General features: G+C 71.8%; 9 protein-coding genes. 6 read left to right on the top strand and 3 right to left on the bottom strand.

The window, feature by feature from the left end; genetic code table 11:
- The first annotated feature begins 44 nt into the window (after positions 1-44).
- From ACFQZY_RS14365 to ACFQZY_RS14340, 6 genes are all read left to right on the top strand, one after another.
- Positions 45-572 (top strand): PilN domain-containing protein, encoded by a 528-nt coding sequence (locus ACFQZY_RS14365; protein WP_377416934.1) that lies wholly within the window; start codon positions 45-47, stop codon positions 570-572.
- A gap of 131 nt (positions 573-703) precedes the next feature.
- A complete protein-coding gene (locus tag ACFQZY_RS14360) occupies positions 704-1,519 on the top strand; it encodes a hypothetical protein (RefSeq protein ID WP_377416932.1) in 816 nt (271 codons plus the stop codon).
- A complete protein-coding gene (locus tag ACFQZY_RS14355; RefSeq protein ID WP_377416930.1) occupies positions 1,519-3,657 on the top strand; it encodes a secretin N-terminal domain-containing protein in 2,139 nt (712 codons plus the stop codon). Before ACFQZY_RS14360 ends, ACFQZY_RS14355 begins: the two co-directional genes overlap by 1 nt.
- Positions 3,658-3,667: 10 nt before the next feature.
- Positions 3,668-4,135 (top strand): type II secretion system protein, encoded by a 468-nt coding sequence (locus ACFQZY_RS14350; RefSeq protein ID WP_377416928.1) that lies wholly within the window; start codon positions 3,668-3,670, stop codon positions 4,133-4,135.
- A gap of 11 nt (positions 4,136-4,146) precedes the next feature.
- Positions 4,147-4,524 (top strand): type II secretion system protein, encoded by a 378-nt coding sequence (locus tag ACFQZY_RS14345; protein ID WP_377416926.1) that lies wholly within the window; start codon positions 4,147-4,149, stop codon positions 4,522-4,524.
- The gene (locus tag ACFQZY_RS14340) at positions 4,511-5,038 is read left to right on the top strand and encodes a type II secretion system protein (RefSeq protein ID WP_377416924.1); all 528 of its coding nucleotides are present in this window, start codon (positions 4,511-4,513) and stop codon (positions 5,036-5,038) included. Before ACFQZY_RS14345 ends, ACFQZY_RS14340 begins: the two co-directional genes overlap by 14 nt.
- Positions 5,039-5,377: 339 nt before the next feature.
- Here ACFQZY_RS14340 and ACFQZY_RS14335 read toward each other — a convergent pair whose 3' ends face one another.
- The 3 genes from ACFQZY_RS14335 to ACFQZY_RS14325 form a co-directional block, all read right to left on the bottom strand.
- The gene (locus ACFQZY_RS14335; protein WP_377416922.1) at positions 5,378-6,790 is read right to left on the bottom strand and encodes a tetratricopeptide repeat protein; all 1,413 of its coding nucleotides are present in this window, start codon (positions 6,788-6,790) and stop codon (positions 5,378-5,380) included.
- A gap of 1,331 nt (positions 6,791-8,121) precedes the next feature.
- Positions 8,122-15,648 (bottom strand): RHS repeat-associated core domain-containing protein, encoded by a 7,527-nt coding sequence (locus ACFQZY_RS14330; RefSeq protein WP_377416920.1) that lies wholly within the window; start codon positions 15,646-15,648, stop codon positions 8,122-8,124.
- A 61-nt stretch (positions 15,649-15,709) separates the two neighbouring features.
- The gene (locus ACFQZY_RS14325; RefSeq protein ID WP_377416918.1) at positions 15,710-17,275 is read right to left on the bottom strand and encodes a hypothetical protein; all 1,566 of its coding nucleotides are present in this window, start codon (positions 17,273-17,275) and stop codon (positions 15,710-15,712) included.
- Positions 17,276-17,277 lie beyond the last annotated feature (2 nt).

The following is a 17,277-nucleotide window of genomic DNA, read 5'->3' as shown; positions in this document are numbered from 1 at the left end:
CCGCACCCGGCACCCACGGCGCCCCGGGCGCCCCGGGCGCTCGCATGCGCCCGGTGGACCTGCGCTTCGGGGAGCGCCCGCCGCGCCGGCGCGAGGCGCTGGCCGTGGCGCTGGCTGCAGCCCTCTTCACGTGGTCCGCCGGCGAGGCCTGGATGCTGCGGGACCGCCTGCGGGCGGCCCGCGAGGCCCTCGCCGAGGCCGCGCCCCGGCCAGCGGCGGCGCCCGGCCGAAGCCCCGCCGCCGCACCCCTGGGCCGGCAGGCCGCCGAGGCCTGGAGCCGCGCCCTGCGCCCGCTGAACACGCCCTGGCCCACCCTGCTCGACGCGCTGCAGCGGCTGGCGCCGGCCAACGTCGCCCTGGTGGGCATCGAGCCCGATGGCGCGCAGGCCCTCGTGCGCCTGCAGGCCGAGGCCCGCTCCCTCGACGCCCTGCTGGCCTACGCCGGCGCCCTGCGCGCGGCGCCCGGCTTCGGCGAGGTCACGCTGGTACGCCACGAGACCCGCGAGCAGGAGCCGCAGCGGCCGGTGCGCCTGACGCTGGACGTGGCCCTGCGCCCCGGGGCCGCCCGATGACGCGGCTCGTGCGGCCATCGCGTCCGCTGCGCCCTTGGCGCGCCCCGCGCCCGTTGCTGCAGGCGTGGCGCACCCGGGCCCAGGTCGCACTCTGGCGGTACGGGCCAGCCTGGCCACTCGCGGCGCTCCTGGTGGCTGCCGCGTTGCTGCTGCAGTGGCAGGTCCTGCCCCCGGGGCAGGCGGCCCTGGCCGAGGCCGAGGCCCAGGCCCGCCGGGACCACGCGATCCGCCTCGCCCGGAGGCCCGCCGCCGGGCACCTGCCACCCCAGGAGGCCAGCGGTCCGCAGGACCTGCAGGCGCTGCTCGCCGCCGCGCCCGAGCCGCAGGCCCAGTTGCGGACCCTCGCCGCCCGGGCCGAGGCGGCCCAGGTGCAGCTGGCGCGCGCCGACTACCAGCGCCGCGCCGTGCCGGGCGTGCCGCTGGTGCAGTGGCAGGTCTCCCAGCCGGTGCGTGCCCGTTACCCGCAGCTGCGCGAGTACATCGAGGCGGTGCTGCGCGCGCTGCCCACCGCCAGCCTGGACCAGGTCTCGATGCGCCGCGAGTCGGTCGGCGCCGACGAACTCGAGGCCCGCCTGCGCTGGTCCCTCTGGCTGCCCGGCCCGGTCGCCGCCCTCGTGCCGCGGCAGGTGCTGCTGCCCGCGGCGGATGCCCCCGCGCCGCGCGACCTCTTCGCCGCCCGCAGCTGGGCCCCGCCGCCCACGCCCCTGCCGGTGGCGGCGCCCGCCGCGCCCGCCGCCCCGCCCCTGCCCTTCGCCTTCCTGGGCAAGAAGCTGGAGGACGGCCGCTGGGAGGTCTTCGTGCTGCGCGACGAGCGCACCCTGGTGCTGCGCGAGGGCGAAGTGGTGGACGGCCAGTGGCGCGTCGATCGCATCGCGCCGCCGCAGCTCGCCCTCACCTACCTGCCGCTGGGGCAGGCCCAGTCACTGACCATCGGAGACGACCGCTGATGCACCTTCCGCCCCTGCCTCGGGCGCGCGCAGCCCTGGCGTGCCGCGCCGCGGCCCTCGCCGCTGCCGCCCTGCTCGCGGGATGCGCCGCCGACCAGGCCTTCCGCGAGGGCCGCGACCTGGTGCGCCAGGGCCGCCCGCGCGAGGCCCTGCCCCACCTCGAGCAGGCGGCGCGGCTGGAGCCGCGGTCCGTCCCCTACCGCGCCACGCTGCTGCAGGCCCGCGAGCGCATCGCCCAGGAGGAGCGGCTGGCCGCCGAGCGCACCCGCGCCCAGGCCCGCCAGCGCGAGGCCGACGCCTGGCTCGCCCGGGCCGACGCCGCCGCGGCGCCCGCGGGCCCGCCCGCGGCCCTGGCCGAGGCCTACCGCAAGCCGATCACCCTCGAGTTCCGGGAGGCACCCCTGCGCAGCGTGTTCGACCTCATCGCCCGCACCTCGGGCCTGAACTTCCTGTTCGACCGCGACGTCCGCACCGACCAGAAGGCCTCCCTCTTCCTGCGCAATTCGACCATCGAGCAGGCCGTCTCCCTGCTGCTCCTGACCCACCAGCTGGAGCAGCGCGTGCTCGACGCCAACACCGTCCTGGTCTACCCGAACACGCCGGCCAAGCAGAAGGACTACCAGCCCCTGGTGGTGCGCAGCTTCTACCTCGCGCATGCCGAGGCCAAGACCGTGGGCAACACGCTCAAGTCGCTGCTGAAGTCGCGCGACGTGGTCGTCGACGACAAGCTGAACCTGCTGATCGTGCGAGACAGCGCGCCGGCCATCAGGCTGGCGGAAAAGCTCGTGGCGCTGCACGACGTGCCCGAGCCGGAGGTGATGCTCGAAGTCGAGATCCTGGAGGTCAAGCGTTCGCGCCTGGTGGACCTCGGCGTGCGCTGGCCCGACCAGCTGGGCCTCGCTCCCCTGGCCGGCACGCCCGGCGCCCCGCTCACGCTCGACGACCTGCGCCACCTCCAGGGCGGGCGCATCGGCGCGACGGTGGGTGCCACCACGATCGTGGCGCGCGGCACCGAGGCCGACGCGAACCTCCTCGCGAACCCGCGCATCCGCGCCCGCAACCGCGAGAAGGCCAAGGTCCTGATCGGCGAGCGGGTGCCGAACATCACCACCACGTCCACCGCCACCGGCTTCATCTCGGAGTCGGTCACCTACGTGGACGTGGGCCTCAAGCTCGACGTCGAGCCCACCGTCTACCCCGACGGCGAGGTGGCGATCAAGGTGGCCCTGGAGGTGAGCAGCATCATCGGCCAGCTCCTGACCAAGTCCGGCTCGCTCGCCTACCAGATCGGCACGCGCACCGCGCAGACCGTGCTGCGCCTGAGGGACGGCGAGAACCAGGTGCTCGCCGGCCTGATCAACGACGAGGACCGCCGCAGCGCCAGCAAGGTGCCGGGCCTGGGCGACATCCCCCTGCTCGGGCGCCTCTTCGGCAGCCAGTCCGACGACCGCAGCAAGACCGAGATCGTGCTGTCCATCACGCCGCGCGTGGTGCGCAACGTGCGGCAGCCGGGGCCGGGGCTGCTCGAGTTCGACACCGGCACGGAGACGAGCCTGGCCGCCACGCCGCTCGCCGCGGCGGCAGCCCCGCGGCTGCCCGCCCCGGCCGCCGCGCAGGCAGCTGCGGCCACGGCCACGGCCACGCCGACGCCCGCCGGCTCGCGCGACGAGCCCGCCGACCCCGCAGGCCGGGCCCCGGCCGCCGCCGGCGCCACCCTGGCCTGGGAGGGCCCGCCGAACGCCCGGGCGGGCGACCTGGTCACGCTGAAGCTGCTGGCCCGCGCCGAGGCCCCGGTCGCCAGCCTGCCGGTCACGCTGGGGTTCGACCCGCGGGTGCTGCAAGTGGTGGCCGTCACCGCGGGCGACTTCCTGCGCCAGGGCGGTACCGCCTCGGGGTTCACCAGCCGGGTCGACCCGGCGGGGCAGGTCCACCTGGGCGGAGCCAGCACCGTGCCGCCGGGTCCGGATGCGCCCGCACCCGGCGTGCTGGCCAGCGTGCAGTGGCGGGTGCTCAGCGCCGCTGGCGGGACCACGCGGGTCCAGGTGCTCAATGCCGCCCCCCTCGGCGCGCAGGCGGCCCCCCTGCTCCCGGGCCTGCCGCCGCCCCACATGCTGCGCCTGGACGCGCCGGCGCCTTGAAGACCAGCCCATGGCGCGCGGATTCACCCTCGTCGAACTGCTGGTCACGCTGGCCATCCTGGCGGTGCTGGCACTGCAGGTCGTGCCGCTCGCGCAGGTGCAGGTGCAGCGCACCCGCGAGCAGGAGCTGCGCCTCGCGCTGCGCGAGCTCCGGGCCGCCCTCGACGCCTACAAGCGCGCCAGCGACGAGGGCCGCATCCGCCGCGACATCGGCAGCAGCGGCTACCCGCCGAGCCTGCAGGCGCTGGCCGACGGCGTCGAGGACCAGCGCGACCCGAAGCGGCGCACGCTCCACTTCCTGCGCCGCGTTCCCCGCGACCCGTTCCACGACGACCCGTCGGTGGACGCCGCCGCCACCTGGGCGCTGCGCGCCTACGCCAGCGATCCGGACGACCCGCAGCCGGGCGACGACGTCTACGACGTGCGCACCCGCTCGCGCCTGACCGGCCTCAACGGCGTGCCGCTGGCGCAGTGGTGAGGGGGCGCAGGATGGCGAGCCGACGCCGCGGACTCACCCTCATCGAGCTGCTGGTGGTGCTGGCCATCATCGGCACGCTGGCGGCCCTGGTGGCGCCCCGCTACTGGGGGCAGGTCGATGCGGCCCGGGAGGCCGTGCTGCGCGACAACCTGCGCGGCACGCGCGAGGTGATCGACCGGTTTTACGGCGACACCGGCCGCTACCCCGACTCGCTGCAGGAGCTGGTGGACCGGCGCTACCTGCGCAGCCTGCCGGTGGACCCTGTCACCGGCAGCGCCACGGGCTGGACCCTGGTGCCGCCCCCGGACGGCCTCGACGGCGAGGTGTACGACCTGCGCAGCAGCGCGCCCGGCGCGGGCCGCGACGGGAGACCCTATGCCGAGTGGTAGGCCGGGTGACAGGCCGCGCCGGCGGCCCCATGGCCTGGCCTACCTGTTCCTGCTCCTGGCCATTGCCGTGCTCTCGGTCGCCGCGAGTGCGGGTCTGCAACTGGGCGCGACCGCGATGCGACGGGACGCGGAGCAGCAGCTCCTCACGGTCGGCGCGGAGTTCGAGCGGGCCCTGCGCAGCTATGCAGGCGTTGCCGCGGCGGGGCCGGCCCCCGCGGGCGCGCGAGGTCCCCGCAGCCTCGGGGAGCTGCTGCGGGACCCGCGCGCACCGGGGATCCGGCGGCACCTGCGGCAGGTCTACGCGGACCCGCTGACCGGGCGTCCTGACTGGGGCCTGGAGCGCGACGCGCAGGGCTTCATCGTGGCGGTCTACAGCCTCGCGCCGGGACGGCCGATCTGCAGCGAGGCGCCGGATGGCGAAGAGGCCCAGAGCTACCGGGAATGGCGGTTCGGGCTGCGCCTCGCGAGGGCGCCGGGATCACGCGCGCCCGAAATGGGACGGGCGGAAAAATGAAATGCCCCAACGGCCTGCGCGATTCCCCGGGGTCGGCCGTCCAATCGCGCTTCGACGCGACACGACCTCGCACGCAAACGACTTCCGAACAGAGGGGACGCCATGGCGAAGCGCCGGAACCTGTGGATCATCTGGGCACTGTGGGCCGGCTGCGCGGGAGCGCAACGGCGGGAATCCGATCGAGGTCCATCGGCGGTATGACGGCGCCCGGCTGCGCGAGCGGATCTGGGGACGCAGGGGTCTTGCATCGACGCGACAAGAGCGTTGAATACGACTTCGCCCGGCGACGTTTCAGCATCGGCTGCGCTGATGCACGACCTGACCCTCGCCCCTCCCCCGTCAAGACATCCCGATGCGGCGCCAGACGCGCTCGAAGAAGTCGGGCACCGTGACTTTCCAGGCATAGGCGGGCGCCGACAGGTTCCCCCGCAGGTGCCCCTCGGCGCGTCGATCGCCTCCGCGGTAGGCGCGCAACCACCAGCGGATCGCCTCTTCGCGGTCGACCCGCACGCCTTCGCCGCGAGCCAGCATGATCCCCACGTCAGTCATCGAAGAGACGACACCCCGCTGCGCCGCCTCGACGAACCACTGGAACGCCTGGGCCTTGTCCGCGGGCTGGCCGATGCCGAAGAAGTGCAGCCCTCCCATGCAAGCGAAGCCCGCGGGAAGGCCAGCGTCGATTGCGCTTCGGCAGATGGCCTCAGCGCGAGCACGGTCCGGCTTGAACCCGAGGGCGCCCGACGTGACGATCGGCATCAGGCGTTCAAGCGCCCAACTGCTGCCCAGCTCCACCGCGCGCTCCAGGAACGGGACGGCCTCCAAAGGGCGAGGCCCTTGCAAGAGTGCGTAGGCACGTGCATCGAGCGGGCGCACCTCATCCGGACTCAAGACCATGGCACGATCGGAAGCCTGCAGGAGCAGCGCGGGGTCGTTCAATGCAACGGCAACGCCGACCAGCTCGCTCCACCCCCGCGCGTCGTGAGGGTTCAGGCGCACCGCCTCTTCGAGCAGCGGGCGAGCCTGCTGCGGGCTCCCGGCCCGTCCCAGCGCCTCGCCACGTTCGACCAGCAAGGCGGCCTGGAGGAGTGGAATCGCGGGGCTGCGAGGGAAGTCGCGGGTGAACTGGGCGACGAACCGGTCCGGGTCGCCGAGCGGCCCACTCCAGCGCGGAAACAGGAAGCCCAGGTAGACCTGCGGGGTCAAGATGCCTCCGCCCATGTCCATCAGCGCGGCATCGATGTGACGGGCCGCGAGGGCTCTCTCACCGCCGGCCAGCCAGGCCGTGAGAACGCCCGCATGGCACGGGTCGCACTGGGGACCCAGCTTGCGTTGGGCGATCTCGAAGTCCCTGCGGGCGTCGTCCAATAGCTGGTGGAAGCGATCGAAGGATGCTTGCGAAGTCTCGGCAGCGACTTGGGTGCCCCGCGCCTTCCACGCCCTCCAGACGAAGAACCGGCCCCGCACCAGGCGCGACAGGCCGGTGTCCGAGGCGGACACCCACCGATTCAGGGGCGCGGCACTCACCGGGCGGGCGCGCGTGAGCTGGCGCGTCATGTCGTCGAGGGCCGGGTGGACGGTGGGGTCCGTGGCCGACCGCTGGACCAGGGGAGCGAGAAGCGCTTCGATCTCGGCATATCGCCCCTCGGCCAGAAGGCTGTGCAGGCTCATGGTGGCGCCGCCTCCCGCCATGGCCAGGCCGCTGCAGGCGAGCCACCCGATGGCAATCGCCTTGCGAATCAGTCTCTCCACCATGGTTCTCCCTTTGAGTTGCCGCTTCGGCCGACGCCGCAGTCTAGGAAGGGAGATCCGGGCGGCGATCGAAAGAAGCGCAAGCGGCTTGAAGCTTCACGCGAACGGGCGGCGCGGGGATGCGTGCCCCCGAATCTCGCTCTCTGCATTCGCTAGCGCTCTTCGATGCGAAATTGCGGCGCCTCTCGAGGGCCGCACGCAAGGACCCGAAGATTCAAGATCGCCCGTGCTTCACCGATCACAAAAAAATAGTATTCGGCGAAACAACCGTGCCTGGCTCCCTCAGGCTGGACGTACCGTAGCTTGTAAAGGATGACATCCTGAACCGAGCCGAGCTGGTCCGTGATCCGGGGTTCACTCACAAGGAAGCGTCGGGCGCTTTCTTGCGTTCGATCGAAATATCGGATCCCGGCCCAAATCAGGAGGAGTACCGTCGCGACGACGAGCCCTTTGAAGGGCCACTTGGAGGTCACTTTTTTCACTTGCAAAGACAAAGTGAGCCGAGGCTCATGTAACCGCCAAATTCGACGTCCATGGCTATCATGAGACCCACTTTCGCACGCATCGATCCGAGACCGAATTGGCGAAGACTCGTTTCAAAGTAATCGCCCCCCAGTTTCGTAGTCAACGCGTTACCGCTTCGAATCTTTGTCCCCACTCCAACGGCGACAGTCGGAACACTGACCTCTGCACCGACAGCCACGAATGACCTGAGGCGTCATAGCTGAAGCTCGCCTCCAGCCCGGGCTGGCTCACGCCCACCAAGCGGTTGTCGGCATCCCAGCGGTAGGTCGTCTTTCGCGTTGATGCAAGACCTGATTCCACTAAAGGGATGGGGTTCAGGGCAGGCGCGGAACATGCCGGTCTGGTCGAACGACCTTCCAGAATGACACCTCCGCAAGTGGGCCGCACAGCAGGGCAACAGCAACGGCCAGCGTCAAATCTGACCTCCCAAGGCTCAACCAGTTCGCGTGTACCGCGTATATCAACGCCACGCAAAATAGCAAAGACGTACCGAACCCGCCAAACGCATACGACCCTACCTTCGCCCTCCCGAGTCGAACAAGGATCAAATGGAGCGGTATGCCAACTGCGATGAACAGAGCCAGCCCCGCCATTGCCGCCACGGCCGCCACGACAGTGCCGACAAACGCAAGCGCGCTGCCAGCTTCAGCCATGGATGGGACGTACGGAAAGCTGATGGCGGCCATGTAGGGGATGGCCGACAAGAAGCCGACGAGGGCACACACGCCGACTCCTGCCCCCATACCAAGAACGCACCTCATTACTTGCTTCATGTGATCGCCCGCCTCCACTGAAGCATCGTCGTCTCATTACTTGCAGTTGGGGCACCAATAGCCAGGCAGCACGGGCGTTGTTCCAAATGGAGTCCCGCCAAACGTTGAAGGCGGCAGGCCATACTCTCCAAACACTTGCCAATGAAAGGCGGCAACTCCATCTGCTGTAGGGAAGGCTGCAGCGCTTTGACTCTGGGGAAGCATGTTGGCGTAGGCCTTCGCGAGCTGCTGCCGTATGTCATTCATGACCTTTTCCCTGCTGAGGCACACACTCTTTTGCATTTCCAACTTATCAAGTGCGCCCTCAAGGCGGCCATTCGCCAGAGCGCCTGCAAAGTTGTCATTCGCAGCAACGTGCCCGGCAAAACAGGCGTATGAATCGCCCCCCGCGCAAGCAGCTTGGTAGTAGGCAGCGTAATTTCCGGTCATGGCTAGCGCTGATTCCGCCGGAGTAGTCCAACAGCCGCTCCCGTTGCACCGCAGCCCCATCGGATCAGTTCGGCTCGTCGGGCTGCCTCCGACATATTCATACGTGTTGATGCCACCGGCGAGTCCAATCGGATCACTTTGGACAAACCTGCCAATCACCGGGTCGTAATACCTCGCTCGGTAGTAATACACCCCCGTCCCATCATTCTCCCGCCCCGTGTACTGGACCGGATTGCCTGCATCGTGGTTCCCCCGTACGGCAGTCTCTCCGTACGGGCTGTAGGCGTACGTATTGCCAAGCCCCGCCCCCGCCTCCGCCCTCAACTCCGCGATCACGCTGTTCAGTGCATCGGTGAGAAGCACGCGCCCGCCTTCAGCGCTGGGCTTTCCATTCGAATCCAGCGCCAGCCGCGCGATACCCTCATCGAGGCGCAAGCCCGTGAGCAGCCGATGGCTCAGGCGGCCGTCTCGGATCTCGCCCAGTGACTGCTGGCCCTCGTACAGGTACTGCACCGTCGACGTCGGCTGGCCCGCTCGGGTGATGCTGGCCTGGATGCGGCGTCCGAAGGCGTCGTAGCTGAAGCTGGACTCCACGCCCGGCTGGCTCAGGCCCACCAAGCGGTTGTCGGCATCCCAGCGGTAGGTCGTCTTGTCGGCCGCGTCCGCGGTGTTCTGCTTGGCGACCAGGTTGCCGTTCGCGTCATGGCCCAGGCTGTAGGACTTCTTCGCCCCGCCGATCTCCAGCGTCACTGCCGTCATGCGGTTGCCCGCGTCGTACGTGGCCTCCATCGGCGTGTCGCTCAACCCCACGCCGTAGTTTTTGACCGAGGCGCGTACCGTGCGCCGGCCGTTGGCGTCGTAGCCGTAGTCGATCTGCTCGATCAGCTGCTCGCCCGCCGTGCCTTCGTTGCGCAGGTAGCGGATCTGCGCCAGGCGGTCCGTGGCGTCCCACCCATAGCGCTGGGTGACGGCATCCAGTTGCTCGCCGGCCTGCACCTTGCGCGCGGCGAGGCGTCCGGCGACGTCGTACTTGTAGCGGGTGGTGTGCGACTGGCCTCCCAGGGTCGTGGTGTGCGAGAGCAGCCGCCCGGCCAGGTCCCAGGCGTAGTCGGTGGTCTCGGGCTGTGCGATGCCCGTGCCGCTGAGGGTGCGGCGCGTCACGCGGTCGAGGCTGTCGTAGGCATACCCCAGTCGGTGCGAGCCAGCGGCCGTGGTGGTGTCCACCTGGACCACGCGGTCGGCCGCGTCGTACCGCCAGCTCGTGACGGTGCCGCCGTCACGCACCTGCGCCAGCCGCCCTGCCGCATCGTGCTGGAACACCATGGTGCGGTCGGCCTTCTCGACCTGCGCGAGCGCGCCGCGCGCGTCATAGGCGAGGCGAGTCACCTGGCCCTTGGGGTCCGTGACAGCCACGGTGCGGCCGGCGGCGTCGTACTCGAAGCGCGTGACCAGACCCAAGGCGTCCGTGCTGCGCTCGAGGCGACCGTTCGCATCGTAGGCATAGGCTTCGATCGTGACCCCGGCCTGGTTGACGACACCGGTCAGGCGGCCCGCCGCGTCGTAGACAAGGCGCGTGTCCTGGCCCAGGGCATCGGACGACAGGGTCGGATGGTCTGCCGCGTCGTACTGCTGGCGGCTCGTGTAACCCAGCGGGTCGGTGACGGTCGCCACGCGGCCGAGCGCATCGCTCACGATCCGCGTCTCGTGGCCGAGGGCATCCGTGAGCGTGGCCAGGTCGCCCTCCGGGGTGTAGGTGGAGGTGAGCAGGCGCGCCGTGGCCGGCATCGTGGACGGCGCACCCGCAACCATCACGGGCACTTGAGCGGCATCGGCACGCACGGGCAATGTCAGTCGCTGGAGCAGGCCGCGGCTGTCAAAAGCCCAGCGCGTGACCAGGCCGGTCGCGTCGGTCCACGACGCCAGGTTGCCCTTGGCGTCGTACGCCAGGCTGTCTCTCACCGGCGTGTAGCTGACCTGCTGGCCCGCCTGCACGCTGGGAACGCCCAGCAGGAACCGTGTCGAGCCGGCGAGCCGTGTCGACGAGGCGTCGTAGCTTCGCTGCAATGACCGCCCGAGCGGATCGACGATCCGGACCGCGCGGCCCAGGTCGTCATGGTCGGTCTGCGTCTCGCGGCCCAGCGGGTCGATGGACTTGACCCGCTGCTGCCTTGCGTCATAGAAGTGACGCGTGGTCTGCCCGCTTTCATCGGTGACCTCCGTCGGCATGCCGCGGGCATTGAACCGGTAGACGCGTTGCTGGCCATCGGGCGTGGTCACGCGGGTCTCGACATTGACGCCGCCGAAGAAGCGCCAGCCGGCCTCCAGGGTCTGCGCGCTCTCTACCTCCGGGCAGGTCCCACCGCCCGGCAGCGGCTGCCCGGCGCGGCAGGTGGAGAGGAAGGATTCGGTGGTGCCGCCACTGGACCGGGGGGGCTCGATGATCCGGGCCACGCAGGCACCGACGCGGCGGTAACTGAACCGCCAGTCCTGGCCCTGGGACGTCACCTGCCGGACGATCCGGTCCGTGCCGTAGGTGTTGACCGTGGGCGTCGACGAGGTGGGGTACCGGATCGATGCGATGCCCTCGAAGCCCTGGGGAAGCTCCCCCTCGCAGGCGGTGATCGTCTGCGAGAACCAACGCGTGCAGTTGCCGCTGGCATCCACGGCGCTGCACCCCGCATAGGTGTTCCGGTAGACCGGGGGCTGCCAGTAGCTGAACACCGTCTCCCGGCCCAGCGCGTCCGTGACGCGCTGGATCCGGTGGCTGGCCGTGTAGTCGAACCGCTGGCGCCGACCCGTGTGGTCCGCCATCTCGCGGACGAAGCCGTTGCTGCCGTAGGTGAAGGTGATGCCCCGCTTCTCGGGCGCGGTGATCGACTGGATGCGGCCATTGTTCTGCCGCGCCACCTGCGTGATGTTGCCGTTGGCATCGGTCTGCTTCGTCAGGAACAGAGGCGGCCCGCCGCGGATCAAGCCGCTGATGCCTGGGAACGGCTCGAACTGCCAGCGCGTGCCATCGGGCCTGACCACCTCCCACGTCCCCGACCCCAGGCTGCGCGCGAAGGTACCGGTCAGCAGCGGGTTGTCCGCCGGGCGGTAGGTGCCGGACCCGTCGTCGACCAGGTTGACGAGGCGGCCGCCCGGCAGGACCAGGCGCTTCTGCGGTCCGTCGAAGGGAAGGAAGCTCACGTCATGGCCGAAGGTCCAGCCGAGGCCGAAGCTGGCCACGGTTCCGGCGCGGTTGTTGAACGCATCCACCGGGTTGAAGGCCAGCGAGGTCTCGACCGGGGAGACGCCGCCACAGGACAGGCCGCCCACGGACGCCAGCTCCTGCCCGGTGAAGAGGTCCACCGGGTTGCCGGCGCTCGGCGTCGGGCAGGTCGGGGGCGGCTGCGGCGGTTGCGGCGGCGGCGGGCAGCTGAGGGACACAAGACCGCACACCCCGCAAAACCGCGGCAGGCCCACCCCCGGGTCGCTGCGCACGGTGCGCCCGTCCTCGCTCACCGTGCCGGTGCCGGCCTTCTTCCACTCGCCGGTGCCGCCCATGGGGCTGCCGTCGAACCACCAGATGTCGACCTTCTCGCCGGGCTCGCGCTCGGCCACGTTGGGCAGCTGCACCGGGATCGGCGCGCTGGGGATGCCGCCCATGGGCGTGCCGAAGTACAGCTGGTAGGCCTCCTTCATCGGGAAAGGAGGCGCGCCCACTGGCAGCCGGTCCGGCGTGAGCCGCTCGACGGCGATGCGGGTCTTCTTCACGCCATCCCAGCCGGTGATGCTCACGCCCGCCGGGAGTACCACGGCAAAGCCGGGGTAGCGCTCGTCGGTGATGGCCTGGTCGCGCGTGGCGTTGTCGATGGGCTTGAAGCGCTCGTTCGGCGGCGGCGGGTGGAGGACCCAGTCGGACACCGTGAGCAGCTCGCCGGCGGCGAGCGTGACGTTGTAGGGCCAGATGGGGTACAGGGCGTGGGCCGGCGTGGCGTCGAAGCGCAGGGTGGTGACCCCCGCGGGAAGCCCGGTGATGAGGAAGTTGCCCGCCGCGTCGCTCACGACCTGCTGCGTGGTCGTGTCCTGGCGCACGATCACGCCGGCCACGCCCACGCCCTCGGGCGTGACGAAGCGCCCCTTGACCCCGGTGAGCCCCGCGCCCGCCACGGTCTGCACCTGGACCCGGCCTTCCCGGCTCCAGGGCACGCCATCCAGCGTGGCCTCGGCTCGCACGGTGACGGTGGCCGCGCCCACCGCCGCACCGCGCCCGGCCTCCAGCACCAGGCGGCCGGACTGGAAGGCACTGAGCATCGGCGGCTCGAATCGGGCCGTCACCCCCGCCGGCAGGCCCGTCACGCTCAGACGGGCCAGGCCTTCGTAGGCCCGGGTGCCCTGGCTCGCCAGGGCCAGCGCCACCTGCGCATTGGCGCCCTGCACCAGCTGCAGCTGCGAGGGGCTGGCCTGCAGCTCGAAGTCCTGCTCGCGCAGGACGGTGAACACCGGGCTGCTCGCCGTGCCAAGCGCGTGGGTGACGGTGATGGGGCCCGACTGCGCGGCGCCGGGCACCTCGACGACCAGCTGCTCCCCCGAGCCGGAGAGGACCGTGGCGGGCACGTTGCCGGCGAAGGCGACGGCATTGGCGCTCGCCGGGCTGGCGAAGGCGTTGCCCTCCAGCGTGACCCGGGCGCCGGGCGCCGCGCGATCGGGGACCACGCTGCGGATGGCGGGGCCGGTCGGCGCGGCCGGCTCGATGGTGAAGGCCAACTGGGCGGGCGCGAATGGCGCGCCGCGCGCCTGCAGCGTCACCGTGCCGGCGGCCATCGCGCGCACCGGGATGCTGACGCTGGTGAGGCCGGGCCCCACGCTCGCCGCTGCGGAGAACTGCAGCGTGCCGCTGCCGCTTGCATCGAGCTGGATCGGGTAGGCGGCGGCGCCGGCCGGGTACGGCGTGGTGATGCTCACGGTGGCCGTTTCGCCGACGGTGAGCCGGGTGCGGCCGGTGGCCATCGCCAGGGGCGCGGCCGGCCCCACGGTCGCCCGGGCCTGCCCCACCACCGGGTCCGGCTGGGGCTGGCTCCAGGTCGGTGACACCGCCTGGCTCGCGCTGACCGTGGCCTGCCCGGCCTGCAGGCCGGTGACCTGCCCGCCGGGATCGACCTGCGCCACGCTGGCCGGCGCGGCGCGCCAGGTGGTGGCGGCCTCGCCCGTCACGTCACGCGTGCCGGCATCGGAGTAGGTGCCGATGGCCTGCAGCGGCAGGCGCTGGCCGGGCGCGAGGGACGGCTCCTGCGGCCGGACAGCCAGCGAGACGAGCTCCGGGGGAACGACCTGGACGCTTGCGCGCACCAGGGCTCCCTCCAGCGAGGCCGAGAGCTCGGCACGGCCCTCCTGCCGCGCCAGGACCGGCACCTCGACCTCGGACTCGCCGGCCGGCACCGTGACCTGCGCGGGCGCCTCGAGGACCGAGGGCTGGGCATTGCCGATCGCCACCACGGTGTCGGCGCGGGGGGCGCGGTCGAGTTGCAGCCGCAAGCGGCCGAGCCGGCCCCGGGGCAGCTCCTGCACCGAAGGCTGCAGGGCCGCGACCTGGGGCGGCGACGGCACGACGCGGACCGTGGCAGACAGGTCGGAGCCGGGCACGCTGGCCATGACGCGGCTGGCCTCGGGGGCGAGGGCCAGGACCGGCACGCGCAGCTCGAGCTGGCCCGCGGGGACGGTGACCGAGGCCGGCACGCGAACGACCGCCGGGTCCTGCACCGACAGGGCCACGGCCACCGGTTGCGGCTGCGCGGCCGACAGCCGCAGAAGCAGGAAGGCCGCCGCCCCCTGCTGCACCTGCCCCAGGGCGGGCGTGAGCGAGGCGAGGGACACGGGCCGCGGCGGGCCCACCGTGAGGTGGGTGCGGCGCTGGCTGGGCCCGTCCGGGCCGGGGCGTTCGGCCGTCACCTCGGCTTCGCCGGCCGACAGCGCGGTGACGGGCACGATGGCCGTGGACTGCCCCGGCGCGAACACGACCTGCGCCGGGACCTGGACGATGCCCGCCGGCGTGGCGGACAGGTGCAGGCGGGTCTCCTGCGCGGGCGCCGCCGACAGGCCTACCCGCAGGGCCGCCTCGGTACCCACGGCGAGGCTGCTCGCCGCAGGCTCGAGGCTGGCCACGGTGACCGGCACCGGCATGACCTGCACACGCGCCAGGACACGGGACTCGCCGAGGGCGGCCTGCACGGCCACGTTGCCGGTGGCGCGGCCCCGGACCTCGAAGGCGGCCTCGGACTGGCCGGCCGGCACCACCACGGAGGCGGGGCCTTCGATCACCCCGGACGGCTCGGACGACAAGGTGACCACCGTGTCCGCGGCCTGTGCGGCCGACAGCCGCACCGTGAGCCGGGCGCCCGCCTCCGGTTGCAGGGTCAGGGTGCCGGGCAGCAGGCCCGCCACCACCGGCGGCAGGGGCACCACCTGCACCTGCGCGGTCGCCTGCGACGAGGCCGCTGCGGTGCGCATCTGCGCGACGACCTGCACCGGGCCGGCGCGCAGGGCCTGGGCCGTGAAGGTGGCGGTGTCCTGCCCGGGCAGCACCTCGACGGCGGCGGGCACGGCCAGGCGGGCCGGGTCGGAGCTTCTCAACTCCACCACCAGCGTCTCGGCCGGCGGGCGCGGCGCGATGCGCACGCGGAACTCGCTGCCGGCGCCTTCGCGCAGCGTGGCGCGGGCGGGCTCGATCCCGATGACCCGCGGCGGCATCGGCAGCACGCTCACGCGCGACACCAGCGACTGGTGGGCCAGCCTGACCGTGAGGGAGGCCGTCCCCGTGCGCAAGGCCTTCACCGGGATGCTGATGCGGCGATCGGCCTTGGTGAAGCGGACCTGGGCCGGCACCTCGACGACCTGCGGCGGGCTGCTGTCCACATGCAGGACACCCGGCCGCCCCGACCAGGCCGCCAGGGTGACCTGGAGCAGGCCCGACTGCCCCTCGCGCACGACCAGCGTCCCCGGCTGCAGGTCGAACAGCTCGGGCGCCTGGGGCCCGTGGGGCACGGCCTGCGCGGGCAGGCCGGCGGCCACCAGGAGCAGGCCCGCGAGGTGCAGCCGGCGCATGACGGGCACCCGCGCGCGCCAGGCGCCCGCGCACCGGCGAAGGAGATCCAAGGCTGCACCGATCATGTCGCGCCTGTCCGTGTGGGTTGCGGGGCCGCCGTGGTGCGGCGGGTCAGCCGGCCACGCCGACCTGGGCCAGCACCGAGGCCGGCACGGTGTGCACCTTGCCGCTGACGGTGATCAGGCGCGCCTGGGGCTCGCCCGTCGCGCCGAGGCTGGCGATCAGTTCCACCTTCTCGACACGCTCGTTGCCGGCAAAGCGCGAGAGCGCCTCGCCCATGGCGACCACGACGGTGTAGGTGGTGGTGGCCTGCAGCACGCTGGGGCCCTGCGGCAGGTTGACCGAGACGCTGGCCTGGCCCTCGCTGGCCGTGCCGGAGATGGCGGGGCTGAGGGCCTCGATGGGGTTGCCGTAGGCGGGGACCACTCGCAGGAGCACCGTGTTGCCGGTCGGGACGTTGGTGGTCTTGAAGGTGACCGTGACGGGGTTGGGGGTGTCGGCGGCGAGCGCGACGTCGGTCGTGCCGTTGGGGACTGGTGGCACGGCCACACCGGCGACGGTCTCGATGCGCAGCGAGGGAATGCTCGAGAGGAAGACGGGACCGGGCTGGTCGGCGCTGTAAGCGGGGCCCGATAACCCGTTGAAGGTCACCGCTTCAGCCTCCAGGCGAATCCGCCCGGGGGCACCGCCATAGTTGTTGAAGCTGCCGGTGTCCATGCAGTACTGACGCCGGCGGTTGCTGTCATGGATGCACCCCCCATTGGCCAGCAGCGTGCCGCCGCCCGTGATCGTGGTGGCAACAAGGCGGATCGCCCCCGCCGAGCCTCCTCCACCCAGCCCGCCGGCTCCGACGCCACTGGCAGCCCCGCCATCGCCCCCCGTCACATCGATCACCCCGCTGGCCGCGATCGTGATCGTTCCGGAGGCGGCCAGCAGCAGGGCTCCGCCGCCACCACCGCCCCCGGCGCCCGGGTAATTGGAGCCACCGCGTCCGCCTCCCCCGCCGGAGCCTCCGAGCAGCGGCTGCAGGAGGGCGGACCCGTACGGCTTCGGCTGGAACGCAAAGGGGGGATAGCCGTAGTAGTACGTACTGCAGGCGGTATTGTTGTTCGAACCGCCGTGGGTCGCGTGCGAGGCCCCCTGCCCCACCCACCGTTGGTAGCCCCGATCGCTCTTGCCGCACTCCGCCTCACCCTCCAGCCCTCCGAGACCGCCCCCGGGTCCCAGGCCTGCGCCGCCGCGGATGATCTCGGGGCGCATGGACGCGTCATCGCGTCCACCCCGACCTCCGTCATACCCCCCGGGGCCGCCGGCCCCTGGCAGGCCGTCATCCCCCAGGACGCCCGAACCATAAGTGCCCGAGTCCTTGGCATCCTCGCCCCGAAGGTCCAGGAACCCAGCGACCGTCGCGTTCCCCGACACCAGCAGGTAGACGGGTGTGTTCAGGGTATTCCTCTTGAACTTCACGGTCACGCCTTGGGGGATGTTGATCGAGGTGTAGTTCAGGACACCCGAGGGCGGCAGCTGGATCTCGGTGTTGACGGTTGGCGCGAGCGCGCCGTCAGCGCCCGTGCTCCCACTGTCGAACGCATGCGACGGGGCAGAAAGGGACGCGGCAACCAGCGCCAGCGGCCAGACGCGGCGGCTCGCAATGGACAGGGCAGCGGGCAGTGTCATGG

The organism is Ramlibacter sp. GCM10027632 (assembly GCF_042675325.1).
Taxonomy (GTDB): Bacteria; Pseudomonadota; Gammaproteobacteria; order Burkholderiales; family Burkholderiaceae_C; genus Ramlibacter.
This window is presented reverse-complemented; position numbering and strand designations above follow the sequence as displayed.